We start from the raw sequence: 26,923 nt of genomic DNA, 5'->3' as shown, positions 1-26,923 counted from the left end.
CGCCAGCGTGATAGTCTCTTCGCCATTGATGCGGGAGAGTGTCATGAAGTATCTGGTTCTGATCGGGTCCGTCTTCGTCCTGGGGGCCACCGCGGTCCAGAGCGAACCTTCGCTCGAACGCGGTACCTATCTGGTCGAGGGGCCTGCCGCCTGCGGCAATTGCCACAGCCCCATGGGCCCGGAGGGGCCGCTGCCCGACATGCATCTCGCGGGCCGGCTGGTCGAGAAATCGCAGGCCTTCACGGCCATAGCCCCCAACATCACCCCCGCCGCCCGCATCGCCGACTGGTCCGATGCGGAGCTTGCGCGCTCGATCCGCGAGGGGCTGCGGCCCGATGGCAGCCTGATCGGGCCGCCCATGCCGATCCCGCTCTATCGCGGGCTGTCGGATGACGATGTCATGAGCATGGTGATCTACCTGCGCCAGATCCCCGCTGTGGAGAACGATCCCGGCGAAAGCGTCTACAACATCCCCCTGCCGCCCGCTTACGGCCCGCCGGTCGAAAGCGTCGACGCGCCCGAGCGCGGGTCGACGGCGGAATACGGCGCCTATCTCGCCGGTCCGGTGGCGCATTGCATAGAGTGTCACTCGCCGATGGGCCCGCAAGGCCCGATGAGCGACACCCATGCCGGGGCCGGGGGCTTCGAGTTCCACGGGCCCTGGGGCACGGTGATCTCGCCCAACATCACCTCGGGCGAGGACGGGATCGCGGGCTATTCCGACGAGGAGCTGAAGGCGATGATCACCAGGGGGCAGCGCCCCGACGGGGAGGCCATGTCGCCGCCCATGCCCTATGCGAACTTCGCGAGGATGACGGCCGAGGATCTCGACGCGGTCATTGCCTATATGCGCGAGCTGCCGCCATTGCCCGACTGGGCCGGGGCGGACTGACCGACGGAAGGAAAGCGGCCTGTTCGTTCCGTTCGGGCGGGTGGCCAAAGAAAAACCGCCCCGGAGATCCTCCGGGGCGGTTTCCGTTTCGACAGGCCGATCCGTGGATCAGGCGGCCGATTGGGCGAGGTTGCGCAGCACGTAATGCAGCACGCCGCCATTCTTGATGTAGTCGATCTCCACCGCCGTATCGATCCGGCAGCGCAGCGTGATCTCCTTGGTCGAACCGTCGGCCATGGTGATCGTCGCGGTGACCTCCTGCAGCGGCTTGACGTCGCTCAGGCCCTTGATCGAGACGCTCTCCTCGCCGGTCAGACCCAGCGACTTGCGGGTGTCGCCTCCGGTGAACTCGAACGGGATCACGCCCATGCCGACGAGGTTCGAGCGGTGGATGCGCTCGAAGTTCTCGGCGATGACCGCCTTCACGCCCAGAAGCGCGGTGCCCTTCGCGGCCCAGTCGCGCGAGGAGCCCGCGCCATACTGCTCGCCGCCGAACACGACGAGCGGCTTGCCCTGCTCCTGCCAGGCCATGGCGGCGTCGTAGATCGCCATCTGGCTGCCATCGGGGCCCTTGGTGTAGCCGCCCTCGACCCCGTCCAGCATCTCGTTGCGGATGCGGATATTGGCGAAGGTGCCGCGCATCATCACCTCGTGGTTGCCGCGGCGCGAGCCATAGGAGTTGAACTCCCGCACCGGCACCTGACGCTCGACCAGGTACTTGCCGGCCGGGGTGGTCTCCTTGAAGGAGCCGGCGGGCGAGATGTGGTCGGTCGTCACCATGTCGCCGAGGATCGCCAGAACGCGGGCATCCTCGATGTCGTGGATCTCGCCCGGCTCCTTGGACATGTTCTGGAAGTAGGGCGGGTTCTGGACGTAGGTCGAGGTCGCGGGCCAGTCATAGGTCTCGCTGTCGGGGGTCTCGACCGACTGCCACTTCTCGTCGCCCTTGAAGACGTCGGCGTATTTCTCCTGGAACGCCTCGCGGGTGACGGTCTTCTGCACCAGATCCGCGATCTCGGCCTGGCTCGGCCAGATGTCCTTCAGGTAGACATCCTTGCCGTTCTTGTCCTGACCCAGCGGCTCGCTCGTGATGTCGACATTCATGTCGCCCACCAGCGCATAGGCCACGACGAGCGGCGGCGAGGCGAGGTAGTTGGCGCGCACGTCCGGGCTGATCCGGCCCTCGAAGTTGCGGTTGCCCGAGAGCACCGAGGTCGCGATCAGGTCGTTGTCGTTGATCGCCTTCGAGATCTCGGCATCGAGCGGGCCCGAGTTGCCGATGCAGGTGGTGCAGCCATAGCCCACGAGGTTGAAGCCGATCGCATCGAGGTCTTCCTGCAGCCCGGCGGCTTCGAGGTAGTGCGAGACGACCTGGGAGCCCGGCGCCAGCGAGGTCTTGACCCAGGGCTTGCGGTCGAGGCCCAGCTCGCGCGCCTTGCGGGCGACGAGACCGGCGCCGATCATCACATAGGGGTTCGAGGTGTTGGTGCAGGACGTGATCGAGGCGATCACGATCGAGCCGTCATGCAGCTGGTAATGGCCGTTCTCGGTCTCGACGAAGCCGCGCTTGTGGTGGCCCTCGTCACCGGGGATGTCGACCGGCTCGGGCTGGCCGCCTTCGCCTTCCCAACGGATCTCGGAATTGGCCGAGGTGTCCTTGCCTTCGCGCTGGCCCTTGACGTACTCGCCGAAGGCCTTGCCGGCCACGTCGAGCGCGATGTGGTCCTGCGGGCGCTTGGGGCCGGAAATGGCGGGAACGACGGTGCCCATGTCGAGCTCGAGCGTGTCGGTATAGACCGGCTCGTAGCCCGGATCGCGCCACATGCCGTTTTCCTTGGCATAGGCCTCGACCAGCGCGATGCGGTCCTTGTCGCGGCCGGTCTGCTCCATGTAGCGCAGCGTTTCGGCGTCGATCGGGAAGAAGCCGCAGGTGGCGCCGTATTCGGGGGCCATGTTGCCGATCGTCGCGCGGTCCGCGAGCGGCACGTTGTCGAGACCGTCGCCGTAGAACTCGACGAACTTGCCCACGACGCCCTTCTCGCGCAGCATCTGCACGACGCGCAGCACGAGGTCGGTGGCGGTGGTGCCCTCGACCATCTTGCCGGTCAGCTTGAAGCCCACGACCTCGGGGATCAGCATCGAGATCGGCTGGCCCAGCATCGCGGCTTCGGCCTCGATGCCGCCCACGCCCCAGCCGAGCACGGCGGCGCCGTTGACCATGGTGGTGTGGCTGTCGGTGCCGACCAGCGTGTCGGGATAGGCCACTTCCTCACCGTTCTGATCGGTGTCCGACCAGACGACCTGCGCGAGGTATTCGAGGTTCACCTGGTGGCAGATGCCGGTGCCCGGCGGCACGACGCGGAAGTTCTGGAACGCCTTCTGGCCCCATTTCAGGAACTGGTAGCGCTCGATGTTGCGCTCGTATTCGCGGTCGACGTTCATCTGGAACGCGCGCGGGTTGCCGAACTCGTCGATCATCACCGAATGGTCGATCACGAGATCCACGGGGTTGAGCGGGTTGATCAGCTGCGCGTCGCCGCCCAGCGCCTTGATGCCGTCGCGCATCGCGGCGAGGTCCACCACCGCCGGCACGCCGGTGAAGTCCTGCATCAGCACGCGGGCGGGGCGATAGGCGATCTCGCGGGGGTTCTTGCCGCCATTGGCACCCCATTCGGCAAAGGCCTTGATGTCGTCCGTGGAGACGGAGAAGCCGCCATCCTCGAAGCGCAGCAGGTTCTCCAGAACCACCTTGAGCGCGGCGGGCAGGCGGCCGAAATCGCCGAGTCCGGCTTCGGTGGCGGCGGGAATCGAGTAATACGACAGGCTCTGCGACCCGACCGTGAGCTTCCGGCGGGTCTTGGCGCTGTCCTGGCCAACTTTGATCGGCATGAAGTGTCCCTTCTGGCTGCGAGCTGTGGGTCTGGCCCCGGTTCTGCCGCAAGGGCAGCAGGCGATCAAGGCCGTTGCCTGCTATGTATACAACGGCACACAAATGTCCAGATGCCGTTGGCCCCCCGGTTGCGCACGGCGCTCTCGCGGCGGGTTGATTGGCGTTGCGGCACCGATCAGCTTAGACCGGTGGGATATGTCCGGCGGAGAGATCGAATGCGCAAATTGATGGCGGCACTGAGCATGGCGGGCTGGCTCGCCTCCGGCCCGGCGCTGGCCGACTCTCCGGTGGTGGTCGAACTCTTCACCTCGCAGGGCTGTTCCAGCTGCCCGCCCGCCGACGAGATGGTGCGCGATCTGGCCACGCGCGAGGAGGTGATCGCGCTGGGGTTGCATGTCGATTACTGGGATTACATCGGCTGGGCCGACATCTTCGCGCGGCCCGAATTCACCAGGCGGCAGAAGAGCTATGCCGCCGCGGCGGGCGAGCGCATGGTCTACACGCCGCAATTCGTCGTGGGCGGGGTCGAGCGCATCGTCGGCGCCAAGCCGATGAAGGTGATGGATGCCGTGCTCGACCGGGCCGAGGCGCCCGCGCGGGTCGAGCTTTCGGTCGCGCGCGAGGGCGAGGTGCTGCGAATCGCCGCGCGGCGGCTCGACGGGCGGCCCGAGCCGCTGCTGGTGCAGCTCGTGCGCTACAGGCCCGAGGCCAGCGTGGCGATCGAGCATGGCGAAAACGCCGGCCACGAGCTGCACTACGCCAATATCGTCACCTCGTGGAACCTGCTCCTGCGCTGGAACGGGTCCGAGGAGCTGGAGGTGACCGCGCCGGTCGAGGGCGCGCTGCCGGGGGCGGTGATCGTGCAGGAGGAAGGTCCGGGCGCGATTCTCGCGGCGGCGCGGATGCCCTAGGCCGCGGGCCGGGGCCGGTCGGCCTTCCAGCGGTTGTGTACCCAGAACCATTGCCCCGGATCGCGCAGGATGCGCGCCTCCAGCCGCCGCGTCGCCTCGCGCATCATCGCGAGCGGCTCGTCATGTGGGATCGGTGCCTCGACCGCGATGTCGAAGCCGATGCCGTCGGGGCGACGGATGCCGAAATAGGGCACGAGCGGCGCGTCGAAGCGCAAGGCCAGCTCGGCGGCGGTGAGCGCGGTGCGCGCCGGACGCCCCAGAAAGTCGATCATGCTGCCGCCCTGGTCGTGCAGGTCGAACAGGATCGTCGCCATGCCGCCCGATTTCAGGTGCCGCAGGAAGCCGGTCAGGCCGCGCCGCCCCTTGGCGAAGACCGGACCCGAGACGCCCTGCATCGTGGCGGCGTAGTGATCATTGACGAAGCCGTTGGACATCGGACGGTAAAGCCCGCCGATCTCGTAGCCCATGCGCGACAGAACCCGGCGCGGCGCCTCGTGATTGCCGAAATGGCCCGTCACGAAGAGGACCGGCCGGCGGTCCGCGCGGGCGCGGGCGATGGTGTCGAGCCCCGCATCCTCCACGGGCGCGTCGGGCAGGATGCGGGCGAACTCCTCGCCCGAATAATTCTCGATCAGGGTGCGCCCGAGATTGTCGCACACCGCGCGGGACAGGGCGGCGCGGCGCTGCGCCGCCATCTCGGGCCAGATCAGGCCGAGATTGCGCTCGGCCCGGCGGCGATAGCCGGCAGCCGGGCCGAGCGCATGGGTGGTCAGCCTGCCCATCGCCGCGACCCGCCGCTCATAGGGCAGCCGCCGCGCGGCACCGATCGCGCCGCGCAGGGCGAGGTCCACCATCCGGTCCGTCGTGCCGCGCCCGGCGGCGACGTGGTCATCTGCCATGGTCTGTTCCCGTCCGTTCCGGCCCGGCCATAAGTCGCGCGGCACCGAAAGCCAAGCCAAGCCGGGCGGAGCCGGCCTAGCTCTCATCCTCCTCCTGCGGCGAGACGAGGGCGATGTCGCCCTCATCGGCGGCGGCGCGGATCGCGCCGACCACCTCGCTCATGGCGGTTTCGCCCTCCACCCGGCGCACCGCGCCCCGCTCGGCGATCTCCTCGCGCAGGCCCTGCGCCATGCGCTGCGAGATGTTGTCGAGCAGATGGTTCGCCGCCGCGGCATCGCCGCCGCCCGTGGCCTGCGCCGCCGCGAGCGCGGTGATCAGCACCGGCTGTTCGATCCGGCGCAGCACGGCAGGCGCATCGCCCGGGGCAAGGCGCTGCGGGATGTCGGCGAAGGTGAAGATCGCGCGGCGCACATCGGCGGCGAAATCGGGGTCTTCGGCCTCGAGCCCGTCGAGCACCGCGTCGCGCGTGGCGCTGCCGCTGGAATTGAGGATCTCGCCGAGCCGGTCGGGGGCCGGGTGGGCGAAGGCCTTGGGCACCTCCTGGCAATGCTCCGCCGCGAGCGCCGCGCCGATCCGCTCCACCGCGTCGGGCGCGATGGCGCGGGTCTGCGACATCGCATGGGTGATCCGGCGCGCCCGTTCCCCCGACAACAGCCCCAGAAGCTCCGCCGCCTTGGCCACCGGCAGCTTCGACAGGGTCACGGCCGCGATCTCGGCGCATTCGGTGGTCATCAGCGGCACCAGCGCGGGGCAGGGCAGCGCGGTCAGCCGGGCCCAGGGGTCATCGCCGCGCGGCGGGCCGGCCTCGGCGCGCAGCCGCGCCGCCGTGGCCGGGCTGATCCGCCCGTCGAGCGCCTGCAGCGCCTGGTCCATGCCGCCCGGCGCGGCAAGGCCCAGCCCCTCGATCCGGTCGGCGCATTCCGCGGCCACTGCGGCCAGCGTGGCGCGGTCCACCAGCCGAAGCGCGCCCAACTCGCGCGTCAGGCTGATCTGCACCGCCTCCGGCAGGGAGGCGAGGTCGAGCTTGCGCCCTTCGGCGATCATCAGCTGCACCACCATGGCCGCCTTGCGGCGCGGGCTCACATGGTCTGCGCCGACGGGCTTACCGGCGGCATGGTCGATGGATTGTGGTGCTGACACGGATCCCGCGCTCCTCGGCATGCTCTCTCAGTCCGAGGATTAGGGGATCAAGGTAAACAAGCTGTTCGCAAGAGCGCGATGATGCGCCCCGCTCAGAGGGTGACGACGGCGATCGACAGCTTGGCGAGCCGCGCGCGCGTGGCCGGGTCCAGCTCGTCGATGTCGCGGGTCAGCGCGTGCAATCGCGCCAGCTCGGCGCGCATCGTCTCGATCTCCGCATCCTCGAAGGGCCGCTCGGTATGGGCCAGCCCGCCGAAGCTGCGCGCCCCCGATGCCATCGAGAGCGTGACGCCGTATCGCAGGCCGTATTCGGCGGCCTGCGGCATGACGCGGCGCGGATCGTCGCCGGGATCGACATCGCTCCAGCGCAGGACGCCCTCGCTGGACATCGCCCAGCGCACGGTCGGATCGCTCATCAACAGGCCCTGCCTGGCATAGCTGGTGATCCACTCGGCCGGGTAGCAGTTGAACATCAGCTTGGGGGCCGCGAAGCGGACATGCAGACCGATGGCGAAGCCGCCGGGCGCAATCTGCTTGAGATGCGACAGGCTATCGCCGATACTGTCTGCATTGGGCGGGGTCATCTCGGGGGTCACCTCGGTGTTCGCGGCCTCCACGAGCACAGCGTCACGAGGGGGCGGAAATCAGCGTTGGCGCAATGATCATCTCTTCGCATATCCAACCCCTCCGATCCGGATCCAGCACGTGACGATCGATGACGAGACCGAACTGCTGAACCGGCTCGCCCCGGTCGGGTACTACATCGCACTGCGAGTGGGATTTGCATCCCCGCTCGAGGAATACAACCTCTTGCCTGCATCATGGGTCAAAATTTATACTACAGAGCGACTTATCCTCGATGATCCGGCGATCCGCTGGGCCTATTCGAACGAGGGCGCGGCGCGCTGGAGCGCGATCGAGGACCCCTTCGGCCTCTTCGTCCGGGCGCGCCGGATGGGCCTGCGCCATGGCGCGGTGACGTCGGTCGCGGATGCGGACGGGGCGCGCTCCTACGGGGTATATGTCCGCGAGGACCGCGAATTCAGCGACCGCGAGCTGGTCACGCTCGAGCAGATGATCGGCCGGCTGCACGCCGCCGCCGCGCCGCCGAGCAACCTGACGCAAGCCGAGATCGAGGTGCTGCGGATGGTCAAGAACGGCTACAGGCTCAAGCAGATCGCCCATGCGCTGGGCGTGACCGAGGGCGCGATCAAGCAGCGGCTGAAGAACGCCCGCACCAAGCTCGGCGCCAATACCGCGACGCAGGCGGCGACGCTGGCGGCAGGGTTCGGGCTCATCTGAGAGAAGGGGGGGCGGGCCCGAAGGCCCGCCGCGGTCGGCTCAGCCGAAGACGCGCGCGAAGATCGTCTCGACATGCTTGGTGTGGTAGCCCAGATCGAACTTCTCCTCGATCTCTTCGGGGCTGAGCGCCGCCGTCACTTCCTCGTCGGCCAGAAGCTCGGTCTTGAAATCCGCGCCCTGCTCCCAGACCCGCATCGCGTTGCGCTGCACGAGGCGGTAGGCGTCCTCGCGGCTCACGCCGGCCTGCGTCAGCGCCAGCAGCACGCGCTGGCTCATCACCAGCCCGCGGAACTTGTTCATGTTGTCGAGCATGTGCTGCGGGTAGATCACCAGCTTCTCGATCACGCCGGCGAGCCGGTTGAGCGCGAAGTCGAGCGTCACCGTGGTGTCGGGGCCGATCGCCCGCTCGACCGAGGAATGCGAGATGTCGCGCTCGTGCCAGAGCGTGACGTTCTCCATCGCCGGGACCACCGACATGCGCACCAGACGCGCGAGGCCGGTGAGGTTCTCGGTCAGCACCGGGTTGCGCTTGTGCGGCATCGCCGAGGAGCCCTTCTGCCCCTTGGAGAAGAATTCTTCGGCCTCCAGCACCTCGGTGCGCTGCATGTGGCGGATCTCGGTGGCGATGTTCTCCATCGAGGAGGCGATCACGCCCAGCGTGGCGAAGAACATCGCATGCCGGTCGCGCGGGATCACCTGGGTCGAGATCGGCTCGGGGCTGAGCCCCATCCTGGCGCAGACATGCTCTTCCACGCGGGGATCGACATTGGCGAAGGTGCCGACCGCGCCCGAGATCGCGCCCGTGGCGATCTCTTCGCGCGCGTTGCGCAGGCGGGCGAGGCCGCGATCCATCTCGGCGTAGAAGCGCGCGAAGGTCAGCCCCATGGTGGTCGGCTCGGCATGAATGCCGTGGCTGCGACCGATCCGCACCGTGTCCTTGTGCTCGATCGCGCGTGCCTTCAGGGCGGCGAGAACCCGCTCCATGTCGGCGATCAGCAGATCGGCGGCGCGGGTGAGCTGCACGTTGAAGGTGGTGTCGAGCACGTCAGAGGAGGTCATGCCCTGATGCACGAAACGCGCCTGGTCCGAACCGACATGCTCGGCCAGATGGGTGAGGAAGGCGATGACGTCATGCTTGGTGACGGCCTCGATCTCGTCGATGCGCGCGACGTCGAACTCGACATCCTTCGCCTTCCACACGGCATCGGCGTTCTCGCGCGGGATGACGCCCAGATCGGCCATCGCGTCGCCCGCATGGGCCTCGATCTCGTACCAGATGCGGAACTTGGTGGCGGGCTCCCAGATGGCGGTCATCTCGGGGCGGGAATAGCGGGGGATCATCGGCGCTCTCTCGTATGGGGAGGGTTCGCCGGGGTCATAGGGGCTGGGCGTCGCCCGCACAAGGTCGCGGGATGACGCCGCGGAACGGGGGTGCCGGGCCGGTCGCGGCCCGGCGGGGCCTCAATAGCCCGCGGCGCCGAGCGCCGGCTGCAGCAGCTGCGATCCCAGCGTCATCGCGAAACCGGCGGCGACGAAGGCCGAGCCGCGCCCGCGCCACAGGGGCAGACCGAACACCCGGCGCGGCGCGCGGGCGGCCTCCGCCTCCTGCTCGGTCTCGGCAAGCGCGGCGCGGATCCGCTGCATCTCCAGGGCCGAGGGGTGGAGGGCGGCGGAGATGTCATTGGCCGGGGTCGCGGTATCCGGCCGGGGCCGCGGCTTGGGCCGCTCGGTGCGGTAGGTCGGCGGCTGCGGCCGCTTGGGGCGCGGCCGGCGCTTCGGCACCTCGGGGGCCAGCTCGGAGACCTGCTCGGCGGTCTCCGCGTCGTAGCGGGCGAGCATGCGGTCGAATTCGCAGGAGTCGGGGTGGCCGCCGGGCCAGGCCGGATCGAAGCCCGGCAGTTCGTCGACCATGCCGTCGATCATCGCGGCGGTCGGGCTTTGGGTGCTGGTCTTCCACAGCATCCGGTCGGACATGTAGCGGGCGTTGATCCGGTCGGCGAGCAGGCGGGTGATCGTGCCTTGGTGGCTGGCGATGCCGATCTGGCAATCACCGCTCTCATCGGCGCCGACGCCGATCGTCAGGCAGGCGGCGTAGCGGCCGGGCAGGGGCTGGGACCAGCCGAGGATGATCCGGGCATTGTCGAGATCGAAGATGGCGACGTCTTCATGATCCCAGTCCAGTCGGCAGGTCCCGGTGGGACCTTCCATGAGCGAGGTGCGCAGATCGTCGACGAGATTGGGAAAATCGAGCGAGGGGACGCCGCGAAACAGCAACTGGGCAATGGTACTGGTGATCGGGTCGGACATGGACCGGTCTCCAAGATGAGTCGGCTCGTTGGCCGGTGAGTGGTCCTTTCAATTAGGTTAATGATTGTGTTCGCCTTGAGCGCGAACCGGGGAATTAGCATGGTCGTTTGGCGAGATGGGCCTCCCTGCTGCCGCATTTCGGCCATCCTGCCACCCCGGTCGCCCCGGCGGCCGCCCCCGATGCCCCCATGGCATGGCGCGCGCATCGCCATGGCGAAAGGCAAACGGGGCGCCCGAAGGCGCCCCGCGTGATCCGTCGTCGCTGCCGCGATCAGCAGGAATAGTACAGCTTGTACTCGACCGGGTGCGGCGTGTGCTCGTAGGCGTAGACCTCTTCCCACCTGAGCGCCATGTAGCCTTCGAGCTGGCTCTTGGTGAACACGTCGCCCGCGAGCAGGAACTCGTGATCGGCCTCGAGCGCCTCGAGCGCCTCGCGCAAGCTGCCGCAGACGGTCGGGATCTCGGCCAGCTCCTCGGGCGGCAGGTCGTAGAGATCCTTGTCCGAGGCCGGGCCCGGGTCGATCTTGTTGCGGATGCCGTCGAGGCCGGCCATCAGCAGCGCCGAAAAGCACAGATAGGGGTTGGCGGCCGGATCGGGGAAGCGGGCCTCGACGCGCTTGGCCTTCGGGCTTTCGGACCACGGGATGCGCACGCAGCCCGAGCGGTTGCGGGCCGAATAGGCGCGCAGCACCGGCGCCTCGAAGCCCGGGATCAGCCGCTTGTAGCTGTTGGTGGTCGGGTTGGTGATCGCGTTGAGCGCCTTGGCGTGCTTGAGGATGCCGCCGATGAAGTAGAGCGCCTCCTGGCTGAGATCGGCATATTTGTCGCCGGCGAACAGCGGCTTGCCGTCCTTCCAGATCGACATGTTCACATGCATGCCAGAGCCGTTGTCGCCCGAGATCGGCTTGGGCATGAAGGTCGCCGACTTGCCGTAGGCCTGGGCCACGTTGTGGATCACGTATTTGTACTTCTGGATCTCGTCGGCCTGGTGGGTCAGCGTGCCGAAGATCAGGCCCAGCTCGTGCTGGCACGAGGCGACCTCATGGTGGTGCTTGTCGACCTTCATGCCCATGCGCTTCATGGTCGAGAGCATCTCGCCGCGCATGTCCTGCGCATCGTCGATCGGGTTGGCGGGGAAGTAGCCGCCCTTGACGCCCGGACGGTGGCCGGTGTTGCCGACCTCGTATTCGGTGTCGGTGTTCCAGGCGCCGTCGACGGCGTCGACATGGAAGGAGACCTTGTTCGAGGTGACGGCGAAGCGCACGTCGTCGAAGATGAAGAACTCGGCCTCGGGGCCCATGAAGGCGGTGTCGCCGATGCCCGAGGACTTGAGGTAGGCCTCGGCCTTCAGCGCGGTGCCGCGCGGGTCGCGGTCATAGGGCTCGCCGGTGTCGGGCTCGACCACGGTGCAATGGATGCACAGCGTCTTCTCGGCGTAGAACGGATCGATATAGGCGCTGTCGAAGGCCGGCATCAGCTTCATGTCGGACTGCTCGATCGACTTCCACCCGGCGATCGAGGAGCCGTCGAACATGAAGCCTTCCTCGAGGAAGTCCTCGTCGACGAGATCGTTGACCACGGTGACGTGCTGCAGCTTGCCCTTGGGATCGGTGAAGCGGATGTCGACATATTCGACTTCCTCGTCCTTGATCATCTTCAGAATCGTGGCGCTGTCCATCTGACTGCCTTCCTTGTTGTCTCGTGTTCGTGAAAAGGGGGCGGCGCCCCCTCGCGACGCGCGGATCAGATCGCGTCGTCGCCGAATTCTCCGGTGCGGATGCGGATCGCCTGTTCGACGGGCGAGACGAAGATCTTGCCGTCGCCGATCTTGTCGGTCTTGGCGGCATCGACGATGGCGGCGATCGCGCGCTCGACCTGATCGTCGGGCAGGACCACCTCGACCTTCACCTTGGGCAGGAAATCGACCACGTATTCGGCGCCGCGATAGAGCTCCGTGTGGCCCTTCTGGCGTCCGAAGCCCTTGACCTCGACGACCGAAAGACCCTGCACCCCGGCTTCCTGCAGCGCCTCCTTCACCTCGTCGAGCTTGAACGGCTTGATGATCGCCTCGATCTTCTTCATGTCGCGCATCCCTTGCGTCCGCGTTCTGTGGCGTGAAACCATGTCGGCCCGACCACCTCAATCATCCGCCCGGACCGAGCCCGGCCAAGGCCTCGAAAATCCACGAGCGTGATTAAAATTTGTGCAGGATGGCTCCGAATGATGCAATCCGAGAATGAAAGCCCCCGATCGCCGCAGGAGACCGCCGCATCCATGGGCATTTTCGACGGAGCGCCGCTGCTGAGCGCCGCCGAAATGCGCGCGGCCGAAGCCCGCGCGATCGAACGCGGCACGCCCGGTCTCGTGCTGATGGAGCGGGCGGCGGAGGCGGTGCTTGCCGCCTTGCAGGCGCAATGGCCCATGCTCGGCGCGGGGGCGCGCGCCTGCGTGCTCTGCGGGCCGGGGGGCAATGGCGGCGATGGCTACGCCGTGGCTCGCCTGCTCGCGGCGCGCGGCTGGACGGTGGAGCTTTGCGCGCTTGCGCCTGCACGCCAAGCGGATGCGGCGGCGCAGGCGGCGCTCTGGGCCGGCATGGGCGCGATCAAGGATTGGGACGAGGCGGCGGGGGCGGTGCGGCGCGCCGATCTCGTCATCGACGCGCTGTTCGGCCTCGGCCTGACCCGGCCCCTTGATGCCCGGCTGAAGCCGGTGCTCGGCGCGGGGGCGCGGCGGATGCTGGCGGTCGACCTGCCCTCGGGGCTGTGCTCGGACAGCGGCCGGGCGCTTGGCGGGCGCTGCATCGACGCGGATCTCACGGTGAGCTTTCACGCGCCCAAGCGCGGCCATGTGCTGGCCGAGGGCCCGGCGCGCTGCGGCGCCCTCGACAACCGCGACATCGGGCTCGAAGGGACGGAAGCCCCCGTCAGGCTGACCCAGCCGCCCGAACACCTCGCCAAGCGGTCGGGGCACAAATACGGGTATGGCCACGCGCTGGTCCTGTCGGGCGGGGTGGGGCGCGGCGGCGCGGCGCGCATGGCCGCGCGCGCGGCGCTTCGGATCGGCGCGGGGCTGGCGACGATGGCCTGCCCGCCCGCCGCGCTGCAGGAGAACGCGGCCCGGCTCGATGCGGTCATGCTGCGGCGATTGCGCGACCGCGCGGCGCTCGACGAAATGCTCGAAGACGACCGGCTCAACGCGCTGCTGCTCGGCCCGGGGCTGGGGGTGCGGGCGCGCGAGCGGGACCTTGTCGCGGGCGCTCTCGCCGCGCGCCGCGCCACCGTGCTCGATGCGGATGCGCTGAGCCTCGTCGCAGGCGACACGGAATTGCGCGCGGCGCTGCACGAGAACTGCCTGCTCACCCCGCATGACGGGGAGTTCGCGCGGCTCTTTCCCGATCTGTCGGATCGGCTCGAAGGCGATCCCGATGCCGGTCCGGCCTTTTCGCGCCTCGACGCCGCGCGCGAGGCGGCGGCAAGGGCGGGCTGTGCCGTGCTGCTCAAGGGGCCCGACACGGTGATCGCCGCACCGGACGGGCGGGCGCGCGTCAATGCCGGGGTTTTCGAGCGCGCCGCGCCATGGCTTGCCACCGCCGGGGCGGGCGACGTGCTGGCCGGGATGGCGGCGGGGCTGATGGCGCGCGGCTGGCCGGGATTCGAGGCGGGCCGCGACGCGGCGTGGCTGCATGTCGCCGCCGCGCGCCGCTTCGGGCCCGGGCTGATCGCCGAGGATATTCCCGACCAGCTGCCGGGGCTGATGCGCGAGATGGGGCTCTGAGGGGCTCTGCGGGCCGCCACGGCAGCCCGCTTTTTTCCCGTGGCGCACCGCTTCGGGCTTTGCTAGACAGCGCCGAGAATTCCGGGGGGGCCGTTCAAGCCTCCCCAAAGAGACATGCGGGTGTGGCGGAACTGGTAGACGCACCAGATTTAGGTTCTGGCGCCGCAAGGCGTGGGGGTTCGAGTCCCTTCACCCGCACCAGGAAACACGACTGAGAAAAGGACGACAGATGCAGGTCACCGAGACCCTCAACGACGGCCTCAAGCGCGGCTACACGATCACGCTGCCCGCCGCCGAACTGGACGCCAAGGTGCAGGAAAAGCTGGTCGAAGCCCAGCCCGAGGTCGCCATGAAGGGCTTCCGCAAGGGCAAGGTGCCGCTGTCGCTGCTCAAGAAGCAGTTCGGCCCGCGCGTGCTCGGCGAAGCCATGCAGGAAAGCATCGACGGCGCGCTGTCGAACCACCTCGAGGAAAGCGGCGATCGCCCGGCGATGCAGCCCGAGGTGAAGATGGCCAATGACGACTGGAAAGAAGGCGACGACGTCGAGGTCACCGTCTCCTACGAGAAGCTGCCCGAGATCCCCGAGGCCGATTTCTCCGATGTCGAGATCGAGCGTCTGAAGGTCGTGGCCGACGACGCCGCGATCGACGAGGCGCTGGGCAACCTCGCCGAGACCGCGCAGAACTTCGAGGACAAGGACGGCGCGGCCGAAGAGGGCGACCAGGTCGTCATCGACTTCCTCGGCAAGATCGACGGCGAGGCCTTCGAAGGCGGCGCCGCCGAGGATTACCCGCTGGTGCTCGGCTCCAACTCCTTCATCCCCGGCTTCGAAGACGGGCTGAAGGGCGTGAAGGCCGGCGAAGAAAAGAACGTCGAGGTCAACTTCCCCGAGGACTACCAGGCCCAGAACCTCGCCGGCAAATCGGCGGTGTTCGAGTGCAAGGTCAAGGCGGTGAAGGCCCCGCAGAAGGCCGAGATCGACGATGAGCTCGCCAAGAAGTTCGGCGCCGAGGATCTCGCTTCTCTGAAGTCGCAGATCGCCGAGCGTCTCGAGGCCGAGTATTCGGGCGCGTCGCGCGCGGTCGCCAAGCGCAAGCTTCTGGACATCCTCGACGAGAAGGTCTCGTTCGACCTGCCGCCGAGCCTCGTCGAGGCCGAGGCCAAGCAGATCGCGCACCAGCTCTACCACGAGGAGCACCCCGAGGATCACGGCCACGACCACGGCGAGATCGAGCCCACCGACGAGCACAACAAGCTCGCCGAGCGCCGCGTGAAGCTCGGCCTGCTCCTGGCCGAGATCGGTCAGAAGGCCGAGATCCAGGTCACCGACCAGGAGCTGACCCAGGCGATTCTCAATCAGGCGCGCCAGTATCGCGGCCAGGAGCGGCAGTTCTTTGAATTCGTTCAGCAGAACCCGCAGATGCGCCAGCAGATCCAGGCCCCGATCTTCGAGGACAAGGTCATCGACCACATCCTCGAGCAGGCCAAGGTCGAGGAAAAGGAGGTCTCCAAGGAAGATCTCCAGAAGGCCGTCGAGGCGCTCGACGACGAGGCCTGAGCCTCTCGCCACCGATCGAATGATGCAAGGGCCGCCCTTCGGGGCGGCCTTTCGCGTTTCGGAAGTCTCTTCGCGAAGGCTTCGAAGGCCGGTGCGAGTTCAGGGGTGCCGCAACGAGAAAGGGCGCCCCTACATGGGACGCCCCTTCCAACCTGTGCAGCAGGTCTCGGAAATTCTCTTGGCTCAGCTGCCCCAGCTGCGGACCGCGCCGCAATCCATGTGGACGAAGTTCGAGCCCGAATACTTGCCGACGCCACCGGCCTTGCAGGCCGCGGCGGCGCGCGCCATCTGGTTCACGCTGCGGCTGGCGAGCCGCAGATCGGCGGCCTGGCCCTTGAGGTGCAGCGAGTTCTTGGCCACGCCCGAGGAGCGGCGGCGCAGCATCGCGTTGGTGGCCGGCGAGCGGTAGCCCGACAGCAGCATGTAGGGTTCGCTTGCTTCGAGCAGGCCATGCGAGGCGGACATGATGTCGACGGTGCGGGTGTCGATGTCCATCAGCTCGTCATTGCGCCAGTCGCGCATGAAGACGTTGATCTCGCGGATCGCCTCGGCGATGTACTCGCCTTCGATCCAGTAGATCGTGTCGATCTTTTCGCCGGTCCGCTCGGAATACATCGAGATCCTGCGGACATCGCCCGCACGCCTCAGGAAACCGGCCGCATTCGAATAGGTCGGAGCTGCGGTGACTGCCGTGGCCGCGAACGCGCCAAGGAGACCGCGGCGGGTCATGCCCGCCGTGCGAAGATTTTTCATCATGTGAGCGCCTGTCCCGTCGCTTACCTGTGGGCCCGCAGTTTCACGGGCATTTTTGCCATCCATCCCCAGATGCAGCCTCTCTATCGCATGGGAGGACGACTCGACCAAGGCCGGTTATCGGATAACCGGGTGAAGAAAGGGAAAATCGGCGGGAACTTGCGCAACGGTCGGCGCATTGTATCTCAAGCCCCGGGTTTCGTGGCGCATTTGCCGCGCTGCAAATGGTTTCGCTCTCCGGGCGTCGATCCTTTCTTGGCCGTGCAGAATGCCGGCGTCTATCACCGCCACGAGATCCCGCCGGATCCTTCTGACCTTCACGGTGCCCCCATGCTGCTCGTCCCCCGCCGCCGCCTTCCTTCCCTCGGGTCCCTCGTGCTGAGCGCGGGAATCGCCCTGTCGCTGTCCTCCCCCCTCGGCGCCGAGCCGCTGGCGCAGATCACCCCGTTCCGGCAGGCGGTCGCGGAGACCGTCGCCGGTCAGGCGGGGCTGGCGGAGAATTACCGCGCCCGTGGCTTCGCGGGGATCTGGACCGGCACGCAGGCCGCCGCCGTGGCGCGGCGCAACGCGCTGCTTTCGGCCCTGTCGAGCGCGGATGCGCATGGCCTGCCCGTCGCGCGCTACGACCCCGAGGGGCTGGCGGCGCGGCTGCGCGCCGCGCGCAGCGCCGAGGAACGCGCGGCGATGGATGTCGAGATGACCCGCGTCTTTCTGCGCTACGCGCGCGACCTTCAGACGGGGATGCTCGAACCGGGCCGGGTGGTGCCGCTCATTCGCCGCGAGGTGCCCTTGCGCGATCCGGCCGAGACGCTCGCGGGCTTTCTTGATGCCGAACCGGTGGCCTTCCTGCGCGGTCTTGCGCCGACCGCGCCCGAATATGGCCGGCTGATGCGCGCCCGCGCCGAGCTGCAACGCGCGCTCGACGCCGGTGGCTGGGGGCCGCGCGTTCCGGGCGGCAAGATCGTGGCGGGCGACAGCGGCCCGGCGGTGGTGGCGCTGCGCGACCGGCTCGTCGCCATGGGGCTGCTCGAGCCGGTCTCGGTGGCGGTCATGGATCCAGGCATGGTCGTGGCGGTGCGCGAATTCCAGCGCCGCCACGGTCTCGCGGTCGACGGCGTCGTCGGACCGGGCACGCTGGCCGAGCTGAACCGCTCGGTCGAGGAACGGCTGCAATCCGTGCTCGTCGCGATGGAGCGCGAGCGCTGGACCAACATGGACCGCGGCGAACGGCATGTTCTCGTCAACCTCACCGATTACAGCGCCACCATCATCGATGACGAGCGCGAGACCTTTCGCACCCGCTCGGTGATCGGCGCGACCTCGGACGACCGGCAGACGCCCGAATTCTCGGACGTCATGGAACACATGGTCATCAATCCGAGCTGGTACGTGCCGCGCTCGATCGTGGTGAACGAGTACCTCCCGCAGCTCAAGCGCAACCGCAACGCCGCGAGCCAGATCCTGATCACCGACCGGTCGGGGCGCGAGGTGAGCCACGGCGCGATCGACTTCTCCCGCTACGACGCAAGCAGCTTTCCCTATTCGATGCGCCAGCCGCCCTCGAACTCCAACGCGCTGGGGCTGGTGAAATTCATGTTCCCCAACCGCTACAACATCTACCTGCACGACACGCCCGCCAAGTCGCTGTTCGGCCGCGAGACCCGCGCCTTCAGCCATGGCTGCGTGCGGCTCAGCGATCCGTTCGACTTCGCCCATGCGCTGCTGGCCGCGCAGGAGGAGGACCCGGAGGGCTTCTTCCGGTCGCGTCTGGCCACGGGGCGCGAGACGCGGGTGAATCTCGAGACGCCAGTGCCGGTGCATCTGATCTACCGCACCGCCTTCACCGATGCCGAGGGCGGGCTGCAGTTCCGGCGCGATATCTATGGGCGCGACGCGACGATCTGGTCGGCGCTGGAGCGCGAAGGGGTGGCGATCTCGCGCCCCGCAAGCTAGATCGGCCCCGATACAAGGGGAAGCGTGATGGATTACACACTGAGCGATATCGCCAAGGCACTCGGCGCCGAGCTGGTCGGTGACGGCGCGGTGCGCGTGACCGGCGCCGCCGAGCCGGCGCAGGCGGGGCCGATGGATCTCGCGCTCGCCATGTCGCCGCGCTACGCCGAGGCGCTGGGGCAGGGGCGCGCGCGCGCGGCGCTGGTCTGGCCCGAGGCCGACTGGCAGGCGATGGGGCTCGAAGGCGCGGTGATCGCGCCGCGCGGCCGGCTCGCCATGGCCCGTCTCACCCAGCTTCTCGATGCCGCCGATGTCGCGCCCGGCATTCATCCCTCGGCCGTCATCGACCCTTCCGCCGAGATCGGTGCGGATGCTTTCATCGGCCCGCTGGCGGTGATCGGCGCGGGCGCGGTGATCGGCGCGGGCGCGCGGATCATGGCGCAGGCCTCGATCGGGCCGGGCGTGCGGCTGGGCGAGGGGGCGCTGATCCATTCGGGCGCGCGGCTGGGGCGCAATGTCGTCGCCGGCACGCGGCTGATCGTGCAGCCCAACGCCGTGATCGGCGGCGACGGCTTTTCCTTCGTCACCGAGGATGCGAGCCATGTCGAGACCGCGCGCGCCGAGCTGGGGCAGGGCACGGTGTCCGAGGAGAGCGACCCGACCTGGCACCGCATCCACAGCCTCGGTTCGGTGATCCTGGGCGACGACGTGGAGATCGGCGCCTGCGCCACGGTAGATGCGGGCACGATCCGGCCCACGCGGGTCGGCAATGGCTCCAAGATCGATAATCTCGTGCAGGTCGGCCACAACTGCGTGATCGGCGATCACTGCCTGCTGTGCGGCCATGTCGGTCTCGCGGGCTCGGTGACGATCGGCGACCGCTCGGTGCTCGGCGGCAAGGTCGGCGTCTCGGACAACCTGACCATCGGCGCCGACGTGGTGCTCACCGGCGGCTCGATCGTGCTGTCGAACGTGCCGGCAGGGCGGGTGATGATGGGCTATCCCGCGACCAAGATCGACAGCCAGGTCGAAAGCTACAAGGCGCTGCGCCGCCTGCCGCGCATCCTGCGCGACCTGGCGAAGCAGAAGGGCTGAGGCCCGCCTTTACGGTTTCAAACTTGCGTCCGAGCGACTATCTCGGGCGCGGGACATGGATCGGCGAGGGGAAGCTGGACACATGGATTTGCGCGACAAGGTGACCGCCATCATCGCCGAGCAGGCGATGCTGGAGCCGGGCGAGGTGAAGCCCGAGCACAGCCCGGCCGATCTCGGCATCGACAGCCTCGGGCTGGTGGAGAGCATCTTCGCCATAGAAGAGGCCTTCGACATCTCGGTGCCGTTCAATGCCAACGCCCCCGAGGAAAGCGATTTCGACATCTCGTCGGTCGCGGCCATCACGGATGCCGTTGAGCGGCTGGTCCAAGAGCAGCACGCAAGCGCATGAGCGGCGGGCCTCGCCGCGTCGTCATCACCGGCGCGGGCACGATCAACAGCCTCGGCCATGACGTCGGCTCGACCCTTGCGGCGATGCGCGAGGGGCGCTGCGGCATCGGGCCTTTGGAGCTGCGCGACGTGGAGCGCCTGTCGGTGCAGATCGGCGCGCAGGTGAAGGGCTATGACGAGCAGGCGCATTTCAATCGCCAGCAGATCGCCCTCTATGACCGCTTCACCCAGTTCACCCTGCTCGCCGCGCGGCAGGCGATGGCGCAATCGGGCATCTCATTCTCGGATGAGGAGAGCGAGATGTCGGGCGTGGTGCTCGGCACCGCGGGCGGCGGCGTGAACACCTGGGACGAGAATTACCGCAACGTCTACGAGGAGGGGAAGAACCGCGTTCACCCCTTCGTGGTCCCGAAGCTGATGAACAATGCTGCCGCCAGCCATGTCAGCATGGAATACAACCTGCGCGGCCCGAGCTTCACCGTCGCCACCGCCTGCTCCAGCTCGAACCACGCGATGGGGCTGGCCTTCCAGATGATCCGCTCTGGCATGTGCCGCGCCATGCTGACGGGTGGCGCGGAGGCAATGCTCTGCTTTGGCGGGGTGAAGGCGTGGGAGGGCCTGCGGGTCATGTCCAAGGACGCCTGCCGCCCGTTCTCGGCCAATCGCAACGGCATGGTGCAGGGCGAGGGCGCCGCGGTCTTCGTGTTCGAGGAGTACGAGCACGCGCGCGCGCGCGGGGCCGAGATCCTCGCGGAGGTGGCGGGCTTCGGCATGACGTCGGATGCGGCCGATATCGTGATGCCCTCGCGGGAGGGGGGCGAGCGGGCGATGCGCATCGCGATGCGCGATGCGGGGCTCGTGCCCGAGCAGGTGGGCTACATCAACGCCCATGGCACCGGCACGGCGGCCAATGACAAGAGCGAATGCGCCGCGGTGGCGCATGTCTTCGGCGCGGCTGCCGACGACCTGATGATCTCCTCGACCAAGTCGATGCATGGCCATCTGATCGGCGGCACCGGCGCGGTGGAGCTTCTGGCCTGCATCATGGCGCTGCGCGAGGGGGTGATCGCCCCGACCATCGGCTTCGAGCTGCCCGACCCGGAATGCGCGCTCGACGTGGTGCCGAACGTGGCGCGCGAGGCCCGCGTCGAGGCGGTTCTGTCGAACGCCTTTGCCTTTGGCGGGCTCAACGCGGTGCTGGCGCTGCGCGCGGCCTGAGGCGACGCCGGAACAAAGGAAAGGGGCGCGGCCATGTGCGGCCGCGCCCCTGTTTCATGCGGCAAAGGGCTTATTCGACGGCGGCGCTGACCGCATCGAAGCCGGCGGTGAAGCCGGTGAGCGACATCTCGAGCGTCACCTCGCGGTCGGGTGCCGCGGCCGGAACGATGCGCAGCTCGCCCGCGCGGCCCCGCTTGAAGGCGGCCAGCTGCGGGTCGGACAGACCGAAGCGGGCGACGCAACCGGCGGGGTTGCAGAAGCTGAACGGGTAGCGCGCGGTCTCGCCGCCGTCGATCGACAGCGACAGCGCCTCGGTCAGCAGGGTCTCGAGCGGCACCACCACGGTCACGCCGGCGGCGGCCTGCGCCGCATCGCCGAGCGGCAGCAGGCTGACCTCGGCCACCGCGTTGCCCTCGCCATCCTCGAGCAGCTGGTAGAGCTGGCAGGGATCGGTCTCGCCCTCGGGCGCGCGCATGCAGCGCAGCGCCCAATCATCGTGGGTTTCGGCGATATAGGGCTGGCCCGGGCGCTCGGCGGCATCAGGGGTCTCGGCGGGGGCGGGGGCGGTATCCGTCGGAGCCTCGGCCGCGGAGTCGGCCGGTGCCTCGGGCGCGGCGGGCTCGGCAGGAGCGGCGGTTTCCGCGGGCTCGTCCGGCGCGGCGGTCTCCTGCGCGGCGAGAGGGGTGGCGAGGGCCAGCAGGGCGGCGCTGGCCAGAAGGGTCAGTCGTGTCGGCATTTGGCATCCCGTTTTTCAGTGTCGGCGCGGATCTATCATGGCCCGCGCAAGCTGTCAGGCGCGAAAGCGCGGGCTGTCGAGACGGAGAAAGGGGGCCGCGTGGCGGCCCCCTTTCCCGTGTCTCCCTGTCGGACTTGGCCGACTAATTGACCGGAAGCTAGGCGAGGGCGGCCCCGACGTCAACCGGTAACCCCCGAAACTGCAAGGATAACCCGCAAAAAAACCGCGCCCGAAGGCGCGGCAAGTCTGACAGGGAGGTCGCCGGGCCCATCGCCCGACAGCCCCATCATGCCATCAAACCCTTTATGGATCCCTGCCGTTTCGCAGCGCGCAGCAAGATTTCGCCCGCTTTGTCGCCAGACCGCCCCGCCGGGCTGGACGATTCACGCCCAAGTAATACGTACGATTCGATACAAAACCATGAGGACTGATCTGCTGACGGAACGGAAACAATCCTGTAACGTTTGTGCCACGGGAGAACAGATAATGACGCATGGGAGGAACCGAATGGCGCCGCTGGCCGAAACGCTCTGGACGCTCGAGAAAAGACATTGGTTCGATGGCGGGGAATTCTATCAGCGCCGCCTCGATTCAGGAGGTGAGTTGGTGATTCCGTATCCGGCCGACATTCAGGATCGCGACGCCGCCTTGCGCGGGTTGCGCCCGGCGCGGCAATGGGAGGCGGTCGAGATGACCGACCAGACCCTGCAGCAGGAGGACGACACCGTCCTTCTGAGCTACTCCATCGTGGCATGGCGCGATTGCTGCTCGACACCGCTGCGCGCCCGCTGCGCCTCGACCTACCTGTCGGATGACGGCACGTGGTACCGTCTGTCGCATGAACGCGACGTGCGCGATGGCGACGAGGCCGGGGAACAGGTCAGGATGCTGCGGCGCAAGCCGCGCCCGGCCTCGCAGCTCGGCGCCGCCTGAAGCCGCAAGTTCAAGGGGAAAAAGGGGCCGGCCTTTCGCGAGAAAGGCCGGCCCCTTGGCCTTGCAGGGCAAGGCCGGTGACAGGGCTTGCGATCAGGCCGCGTCGAGCGGGCGGATCTTCAGCGTCGCGATCCGGTTCTCTTCCTTGGCGATGACCTCGAAGCGGAAGCCGTGGAAGCTGAACACCTGCCCCTCGGTCGGGATCATCTGCGCTTCGTGGATGACGAGGCCCGCGATGGTGTTGGCCTCCTCGTCGGGCAGGTTCCAGTCCTGCCGCCGGTTGAGATCGCGGATCGTCATCGAGCCGTCGATCACATAGGCGCCATCCTCGGTCATCGCGATCGGCTCCTCGCGCTCGGCGTCGAACTCGTCCGAGATCTCGCCGACGATCTCTTCGAGGATGTCCTCGAGCGTGATCAGCCCGCGCAGCGCGCCGTATTCATCGACCACCAGCGCGAAATGCGTGTGCCGCTTGAGAAACTGCCGCATCTGGTCGTCGAGCGTCGTGGTCTCGGGGATGAAATAGGGCGTCATCGCGACATCCATGATGTCGAAGCTTTCCAGCTCCGCCGTGTCGACGGCGCCGTCGCCCATCATCATCCTGTGCATGGCGCGCAGCAGGTCCTTGGCATGGAGGATGCCGACGATGTTCTCGGGCTCGTCGCGGTAGAGCGGCAGCCGGGTATGCGGGCTTTCGAGGCAGAGCGTCAGGATTTCGGTCGCCGGGCGGCCGGCGTCGATCATCGCGATGTTGGAGCGGTGCAGCATCACCTCCTCGACCGTGCGGTCGCCCAGATCGAGCGCGCCGAGGATGCGGTTGCGGTCCTCGCGGTCGACCACGCCCTCCTCGTGGCCGAGGCTGAGCGCGCCGGCGATCTCCTCGCGCACCGCCAGCACGTTGGTGTCGGGGTCGGTGCGCACGCCGACCATCCGCAAGAGCGCCCGCACCAGCACCTGCACCGCCGAGACGACCGGCGCGAAGATCAGGATCACCCAGCCGATGGGCCGCGCGACGGCGCTGGCGAAGGTCTCGGCATTGGTGATGGCATAGGTCTTGGGCAGCACCTCGGCGAAGATCAGCACCAGGAGCGTCATCACCAGAGTCGCCGCGGCAACGCCGCTGTCGCCGAAGACGCGGGTCAGAAGCGCGGTGGCGAGCGAGGTAGCGAGGATGTTGACGACGTTGTTGCCCAGCAGCACCGAGCCGATCAGCCGCTCGTTGTCTTCGGTGACATGCAACGCCTGCTCGGCTCCCTTGGAGCCGCGATCGGCCGCGGCGCGCAGCTTGCCGCGCGAGGCGGCGGTCAGCGCCGTCTCGGAGCCCGAGAAGAAGGCCGAAGCCACCAGAAGAAGGAGGATCGCGATGCTGGTGATCCAGAAGGCGGCGTCGAGGGCGGTTTCCATGGGGTCCTTCGCAAGTTTGGCCCTGCCGAGGTATGGGGCGGGGCGGTGTCGATCAAGCCTTGTCGTCGCGCGTCCCGGCGCGGGCAAGGGGGTGGTGCGCATGCACGAGCGCGCTGAGGCGCTCGCCTTGCACGTGGGTATAGATCTCGGTGGTCGAAAGATCGGCATGGCCGAGCAGCGCCTGGATCGCCCTGAGATCCGCGCCGCCGGCGAGAAGGTGGCTCGCGAAGGCGTGGCGCAGCACATGCGGCGTCACCTGGTCGGGCGCGATGCCGGCGCGCGCGGCCAGCTCCTTGACCATGACGAAGAAGCTCTGGCGGGTCAGGTGGCCGTCCCGCCCGCGCGCGGGAAAGAGAAAGCGCGATTCGGGCTTGCCGGCGGCGGTCTGCGCCGCCTGCATGGCATCGCGCCGGGCCAGCCATGCGGCGGCCGCGACGCGGGCCGGGCGCGACAAGGGCACCATGCGCTCGCGCCCGCCCTTGCCGCGCACCAGCAGCATCTCGGGGTCGCCGCGCAGCGCCGCGACCGGCAGGCTGACCAGCTCCGAGACGCGCAGCCCCGTGGCGTAGAGCAGCTCCATCAGGCAGGTGGCGCGCAACGGGTCGCGCGGATGCTCGCGCGCCGCCGCAAGCAGCGCCTCGACCTCCTCGCGCGAAAGCGTGCCGGGCAGGCGGCGCGCGCGGCCCGGGCCCTTGAGCCGGATCGCCGGGTTGTCCTCGCGCCAGCCCTCCTCGAAGGCGAAGCGGTAGAGCTGCCGGATCGAGGAGAGCCGCCGCGCGCGGGTGGCGCTGGAGAGCCCCTCGGCCTCGCAGGAGACGAGGTAACTCTCGACATCGTTCTGCGTCGCATCGGCGAAATGGCGGTTTCGATAGGCCAGCCACCCCGCAAAGGCGTTCAGGTCGCGCCCATAGGCGAGCAGGGTGTTGCGGGCCGCGTCGAGCTCGGCGGCCTGCGCCTCTAGAAAGGCCGAGATCCAGTGCGGCATCGGCATCGTCGCGGCCTGCGACCGGCTCATGCGGGTCTGTCCAGCAAGAGCACCTGCAACGCGATGCGGCGCGCCACCTCCTCCATCCCGACCGCGCGCAGCGTGGCCAGCCCGTCGGACAGCGCGCCCGTGTCGCCGGCGCGGCCCTGATCGATGAGCAGCGTCGCCCGCAGGATGGCCTCGCCCAGCCGATCCTCCTCGATCATCCGCGCAAGCGCCTCGGGCGGCGCGCGGTCCGAAAAGCCGTCGAGCAGCGCCAGCGCCATCGGCTCTTCGGGCGGCGGGCCGAAGGGCGGCGCGCTCAGCCCGCGCGCCAGCGCCGCCGCAAGGCCCGCATTGTCGATCGGCGCGTCCGGCGCCAAGGCGGCGGCCTCGTAATCGGGGCCGAGCAGCGCCACCTCCAGCGCGATGCCGGCGACCGTGTCGGGCAGCTCCAGCGCGGCGAGATCGGTGGCGTAGTGCTGCGCGAAGGCGGCGCGCAGCCGGGCCGCGCGCATCGCCGTCCACGCCGCGGGCAGGGTCTCGGCCACGGCCCGCCGGTCCTCGGCCCGCAGCGCGGTGTCGAAGGCCTGGACCGCGGCGGCCCGGTCCCAGATGCCGCCCGAGGCGGCGGGGGTGCGCGCGGTATAGATGCCGAACAGGCGCGCGGGCTCGATCGCGCCGTGACGCGCGAGGCGTTCGGCCGCTTCGAGCTGCGCGCGCCAGGCCTTGGTCGGGCGCAGATCGGCATGGCTGAAGGCGCGGGGCAGGCCGGCGGCGGGCATGGTCTCGCCCACCGCCTCGCGCAGCCGGTAGACCAGCGGCGTCACCCGTTCGGGCGCCTCCAGCGGCGGTTCGCCCTCGTAGTAATCGGGGTCGAGGAAACGCGACAGCATCGCGTCCTCGGCATCCGTCACCTCGCCCAGCGCGCGGGCCGAATTGAGCGTCAGCGCCGCCGCCTGCCAATCGCCCTCGCGCGCGAGGCAGAAGATGCGCGCCGGCCAGGTCGGCGCGATGGCGGGCTTGTCGCGCATGGCCCGGCAGGCGGTGTTCTCCGTTCCCGTCAGCAGGGCGATGTCGAACCAGCGGCGAAACCGCTCGGGATCGTCGGGTCCGGCCTCCTGCAGAAGCTCCGCCGCGGGCTCCAGCGCCGCGGTTTCGAGCAGCCGGTCGATCCGGGCCAGAAACAGCTTGCCGCGCGCGTCGGCGCCGGCCGGCGGATCGGCCGCGGCCAGCATGAGCAGGCGCAACAGCCCCTCGACCGCGGGCAGCGTTTCGATCGGCTGCGCCTCGATCAGCGCGATCAGCTTGTCCTGCGCGCTGGCCGACCACAGCCCGCGCGGCAGGCCCGACAGCCGCGGCGCGACAAGGCCCACCGAGTCGGGCGAGGCGGAATCGAGCGGCTGCACCGAGATCCGCGGCGCGGCGGCGCTGTCGGCCACCGGCGCTTCGGGCGGGCCGATATCGGCCACGGGGGGCGGCGTCACCGACCGTGACAGCCAGTCGATCGCCGAGAGCGGTTCTCCGCCGCTCGCCTCGGTCTGGGCCGCGCCGCCGGAGGCCAAGGCCGCCATCGCGCCCGCCGCGAGCAGAAGACGCGACGTCTTGATCACTGGCCGATCTCGAGGGTGACGGGTTTGACCACCTCCGTCGCGGGGGCGGCGAAATCGGCGGGGAACAGCATGGGCCCCACATAGGCATAGGCCAGCACGCCCAGCGCCGCCAGCACCACAAGGATCAGCGCCGCCTTCACCAGCGCCCAGATCAGTCGTCTCAGCATCTTACTCGTTCCCTTGCCCCGGTCCGCGGGCGGACCTGCGCCGCCTCTTTCGAGCGATTCATAAC

24 protein-coding genes and 1 tRNA gene are annotated in these 26,923 nt (G+C 68.6%); 11 read left to right on the top strand and 14 right to left on the bottom strand.

Annotation, left to right across the window (positions count from 1 at the left end; all coding sequences use genetic code 11):
- Window positions 1-43 precede the first annotated feature (43 nt).
- A complete protein-coding gene (locus CJ301_RS01780) occupies window positions 44-892 on the top strand; it encodes a c-type cytochrome (protein WP_110522074.1) in 849 nt (282 codons plus the stop codon).
- 108 nt (window positions 893-1,000) lie between these two features.
- Here CJ301_RS01780 and acnA read toward each other — a convergent pair whose 3' ends face one another.
- Window positions 1,001-3,781, bottom strand: coding sequence for an aconitate hydratase AcnA (acnA, locus tag CJ301_RS01775; RefSeq protein WP_099273585.1), 2,781 nt, complete (start codon window positions 3,779-3,781; stop codon window positions 1,001-1,003).
- A 216-nt stretch (window positions 3,782-3,997) separates the two neighbouring features.
- Between acnA and CJ301_RS01770 the strand changes: the two genes are divergently transcribed.
- Entirely contained in the window at window positions 3,998-4,693 is a 696-nt protein-coding gene (locus CJ301_RS01770; protein ID WP_254050035.1) for a DUF1223 domain-containing protein, read from the top strand.
- Here the strand turns inward: CJ301_RS01770 and CJ301_RS01765 are convergent.
- From CJ301_RS01765 to CJ301_RS01755, 3 genes are all read right to left on the bottom strand, one after another.
- Window positions 4,690-5,592 carry a lysophospholipid acyltransferase family protein gene (locus tag CJ301_RS01765; protein ID WP_099273583.1) on the bottom strand — a complete coding sequence of 301 codons (903 nt, stop codon included), beginning with the start codon at window positions 5,590-5,592 and terminating at the stop codon, window positions 4,690-4,692. The two genes, CJ301_RS01770 and CJ301_RS01765, sit on opposite strands and share 4 nt — an antisense overlap.
- A 76-nt stretch (window positions 5,593-5,668) precedes the next feature.
- A complete protein-coding gene (locus CJ301_RS01760; RefSeq protein ID WP_301553809.1) occupies window positions 5,669-6,733 on the bottom strand; it encodes a FliG C-terminal domain-containing protein in 1,065 nt (354 codons plus the stop codon).
- A gap of 92 nt (window positions 6,734-6,825) precedes the next feature.
- A complete protein-coding gene (locus CJ301_RS01755) occupies window positions 6,826-7,356 on the bottom strand; it encodes an autoinducer binding domain-containing protein (RefSeq protein WP_099273579.1) in 531 nt (176 codons plus the stop codon).
- Between the two features lie 82 nt (window positions 7,357-7,438).
- Between CJ301_RS01755 and CJ301_RS01750 the strand changes: the two genes are divergently transcribed.
- Window positions 7,439-8,035 carry a helix-turn-helix transcriptional regulator gene (locus tag CJ301_RS01750; protein ID WP_099273577.1) on the top strand — a complete coding sequence of 199 codons (597 nt, stop codon included), beginning with the start codon at window positions 7,439-7,441 and terminating at the stop codon, window positions 8,033-8,035.
- A gap of 39 nt (window positions 8,036-8,074) precedes the next feature.
- On the opposite strand, the gene purB is transcribed toward CJ301_RS01750, so the two are convergent.
- The 4 genes from purB to CJ301_RS01730 all read right to left on the bottom strand — a co-directional run bounded on the left by purB (window position 8,075) and on the right by CJ301_RS01730 (window position 12,424).
- Window positions 8,075-9,376 (bottom strand): adenylosuccinate lyase, encoded by a 1,302-nt coding sequence (gene purB, locus CJ301_RS01745; protein ID WP_099273575.1) that lies wholly within the window; start codon window positions 9,374-9,376, stop codon window positions 8,075-8,077.
- Between the two features lie 120 nt (window positions 9,377-9,496).
- On the bottom strand, window positions 9,497-10,342 hold the full coding sequence (locus CJ301_RS01740; protein WP_099273573.1) for a hypothetical protein: 846 nt from the start codon (window positions 10,340-10,342) through the stop codon (window positions 9,497-9,499).
- Between the two features lie 271 nt (window positions 10,343-10,613).
- Entirely contained in the window at window positions 10,614-12,020 is a 1,407-nt protein-coding gene (gene glnA, locus CJ301_RS01735) for a type I glutamate--ammonia ligase (RefSeq protein ID WP_099273570.1), read from the bottom strand.
- 65 nt (window positions 12,021-12,085) lie between these two features.
- Window positions 12,086-12,424, bottom strand: coding sequence for a P-II family nitrogen regulator (locus CJ301_RS01730; RefSeq protein ID WP_017928800.1), 339 nt, complete (start codon window positions 12,422-12,424; stop codon window positions 12,086-12,088).
- 192 nt (window positions 12,425-12,616) lie between these two features.
- On the opposite strand from CJ301_RS01730, the gene CJ301_RS01725 reads away from it, so the two are divergent.
- The 3 genes from CJ301_RS01725 to tig all read left to right on the top strand — a co-directional run bounded on the left by CJ301_RS01725 (window position 12,617) and on the right by tig (window position 15,674).
- Window positions 12,617-14,116: an NAD(P)H-hydrate dehydratase gene (locus CJ301_RS01725; protein ID WP_099274170.1), complete on the top strand. Its 1,500-nt coding sequence runs from the start codon at window positions 12,617-12,619 to the stop codon at window positions 14,114-14,116.
- Window positions 14,117-14,232: 116 nt separating this feature from the next.
- A tRNA-Leu gene (locus CJ301_RS01720) sits at window positions 14,233-14,317 on the top strand.
- A gap of 28 nt (window positions 14,318-14,345) precedes the next feature.
- Window positions 14,346-15,674 carry a trigger factor gene (tig, locus tag CJ301_RS01715; RefSeq protein WP_099273568.1) on the top strand — a complete coding sequence of 443 codons (1,329 nt, stop codon included), beginning with the start codon at window positions 14,346-14,348 and terminating at the stop codon, window positions 15,672-15,674.
- A 183-nt stretch (window positions 15,675-15,857) separates the two neighbouring features.
- Here tig and CJ301_RS01710 read toward each other — a convergent pair whose 3' ends face one another.
- Window positions 15,858-16,430 (bottom strand): YcbK family protein, encoded by a 573-nt coding sequence (locus CJ301_RS01710; RefSeq protein WP_437438403.1) that lies wholly within the window; start codon window positions 16,428-16,430, stop codon window positions 15,858-15,860.
- A 327-nt stretch (window positions 16,431-16,757) separates the two neighbouring features.
- On the opposite strand from CJ301_RS01710, the gene CJ301_RS01705 reads away from it, so the two are divergent.
- The 4 genes from CJ301_RS01705 to CJ301_RS01690 all read left to right on the top strand — a co-directional run bounded on the left by CJ301_RS01705 (window position 16,758) and on the right by CJ301_RS01690 (window position 21,041).
- On the top strand, window positions 16,758-18,380 hold the full coding sequence (locus tag CJ301_RS01705; protein ID WP_099273566.1) for a L,D-transpeptidase family protein: 1,623 nt from the start codon (window positions 16,758-16,760) through the stop codon (window positions 18,378-18,380).
- A gap of 27 nt (window positions 18,381-18,407) precedes the next feature.
- Window positions 18,408-19,475, top strand: a complete 1,068-nt coding sequence (locus CJ301_RS01700; protein ID WP_099273564.1) for a UDP-3-O-(3-hydroxymyristoyl)glucosamine N-acyltransferase — start codon at window positions 18,408-18,410, stop codon at window positions 19,473-19,475.
- Window positions 19,476-19,557: 82 nt separating this feature from the next.
- Window positions 19,558-19,824, top strand: a complete 267-nt coding sequence (locus tag CJ301_RS01695) for an acyl carrier protein (RefSeq protein ID WP_099273562.1) — start codon at window positions 19,558-19,560, stop codon at window positions 19,822-19,824.
- Window positions 19,821-21,041 carry a beta-ketoacyl-[acyl-carrier-protein] synthase family protein gene (locus tag CJ301_RS01690; protein ID WP_099273560.1) on the top strand — a complete coding sequence of 407 codons (1,221 nt, stop codon included), beginning with the start codon at window positions 19,821-19,823 and terminating at the stop codon, window positions 21,039-21,041. The genes CJ301_RS01695 and CJ301_RS01690 overlap by 4 nt, the downstream gene beginning before the upstream one ends.
- 70 nt (window positions 21,042-21,111) lie before the next feature.
- Here CJ301_RS01690 and CJ301_RS01685 read toward each other — a convergent pair whose 3' ends face one another.
- Window positions 21,112-21,777, bottom strand: a complete 666-nt coding sequence (locus tag CJ301_RS01685) for an invasion associated locus B family protein (protein ID WP_099273557.1) — start codon at window positions 21,775-21,777, stop codon at window positions 21,112-21,114.
- Between the two features lie 507 nt (window positions 21,778-22,284).
- Here CJ301_RS01685 and CJ301_RS01680 point away from each other — a divergent pair.
- On the top strand, window positions 22,285-22,710 hold the full coding sequence (locus tag CJ301_RS01680; protein WP_099273555.1) for a hypothetical protein: 426 nt from the start codon (window positions 22,285-22,287) through the stop codon (window positions 22,708-22,710).
- Window positions 22,711-22,803: 93 nt separating this feature from the next.
- Here the strand turns inward: CJ301_RS01680 and CJ301_RS01675 are convergent, their stop codons facing one another.
- The 4 genes from CJ301_RS01675 to CJ301_RS18560 are packed head-to-tail and all read right to left on the bottom strand — an operon-like array spanning window position 22,804 to window position 26,858.
- Entirely contained in the window at window positions 22,804-24,114 is a 1,311-nt protein-coding gene (locus tag CJ301_RS01675) for an HlyC/CorC family transporter (RefSeq protein ID WP_099273553.1), read from the bottom strand.
- A gap of 52 nt (window positions 24,115-24,166) precedes the next feature.
- Window positions 24,167-25,129 (bottom strand): tyrosine recombinase, encoded by a 963-nt coding sequence (locus CJ301_RS01670; RefSeq protein WP_254050034.1) that lies wholly within the window; start codon window positions 25,127-25,129, stop codon window positions 24,167-24,169.
- Window positions 25,126-26,691: a hypothetical protein gene (locus tag CJ301_RS01665; protein ID WP_254050033.1), complete on the bottom strand. Its 1,566-nt coding sequence runs from the start codon at window positions 26,689-26,691 to the stop codon at window positions 25,126-25,128. The genes CJ301_RS01670 and CJ301_RS01665 overlap by 4 nt, the downstream gene beginning before the upstream one ends.
- Window positions 26,688-26,858 (bottom strand): hypothetical protein, encoded by a 171-nt coding sequence (locus CJ301_RS18560; protein ID WP_162620367.1) that lies wholly within the window; start codon window positions 26,856-26,858, stop codon window positions 26,688-26,690. The genes CJ301_RS01665 and CJ301_RS18560 overlap by 4 nt, the downstream gene beginning before the upstream one ends.
- Between the last annotated feature and the right edge of the window lie 65 nt (window positions 26,859-26,923).

It is taken from the genome of Limimaricola cinnabarinus, assembly GCF_002723615.1.
GTDB lineage: Bacteria > Pseudomonadota > Alphaproteobacteria > Rhodobacterales > Rhodobacteraceae > Limimaricola > Limimaricola cinnabarinus_B.
This window is presented reverse-complemented; position numbering and strand designations above follow the sequence as displayed.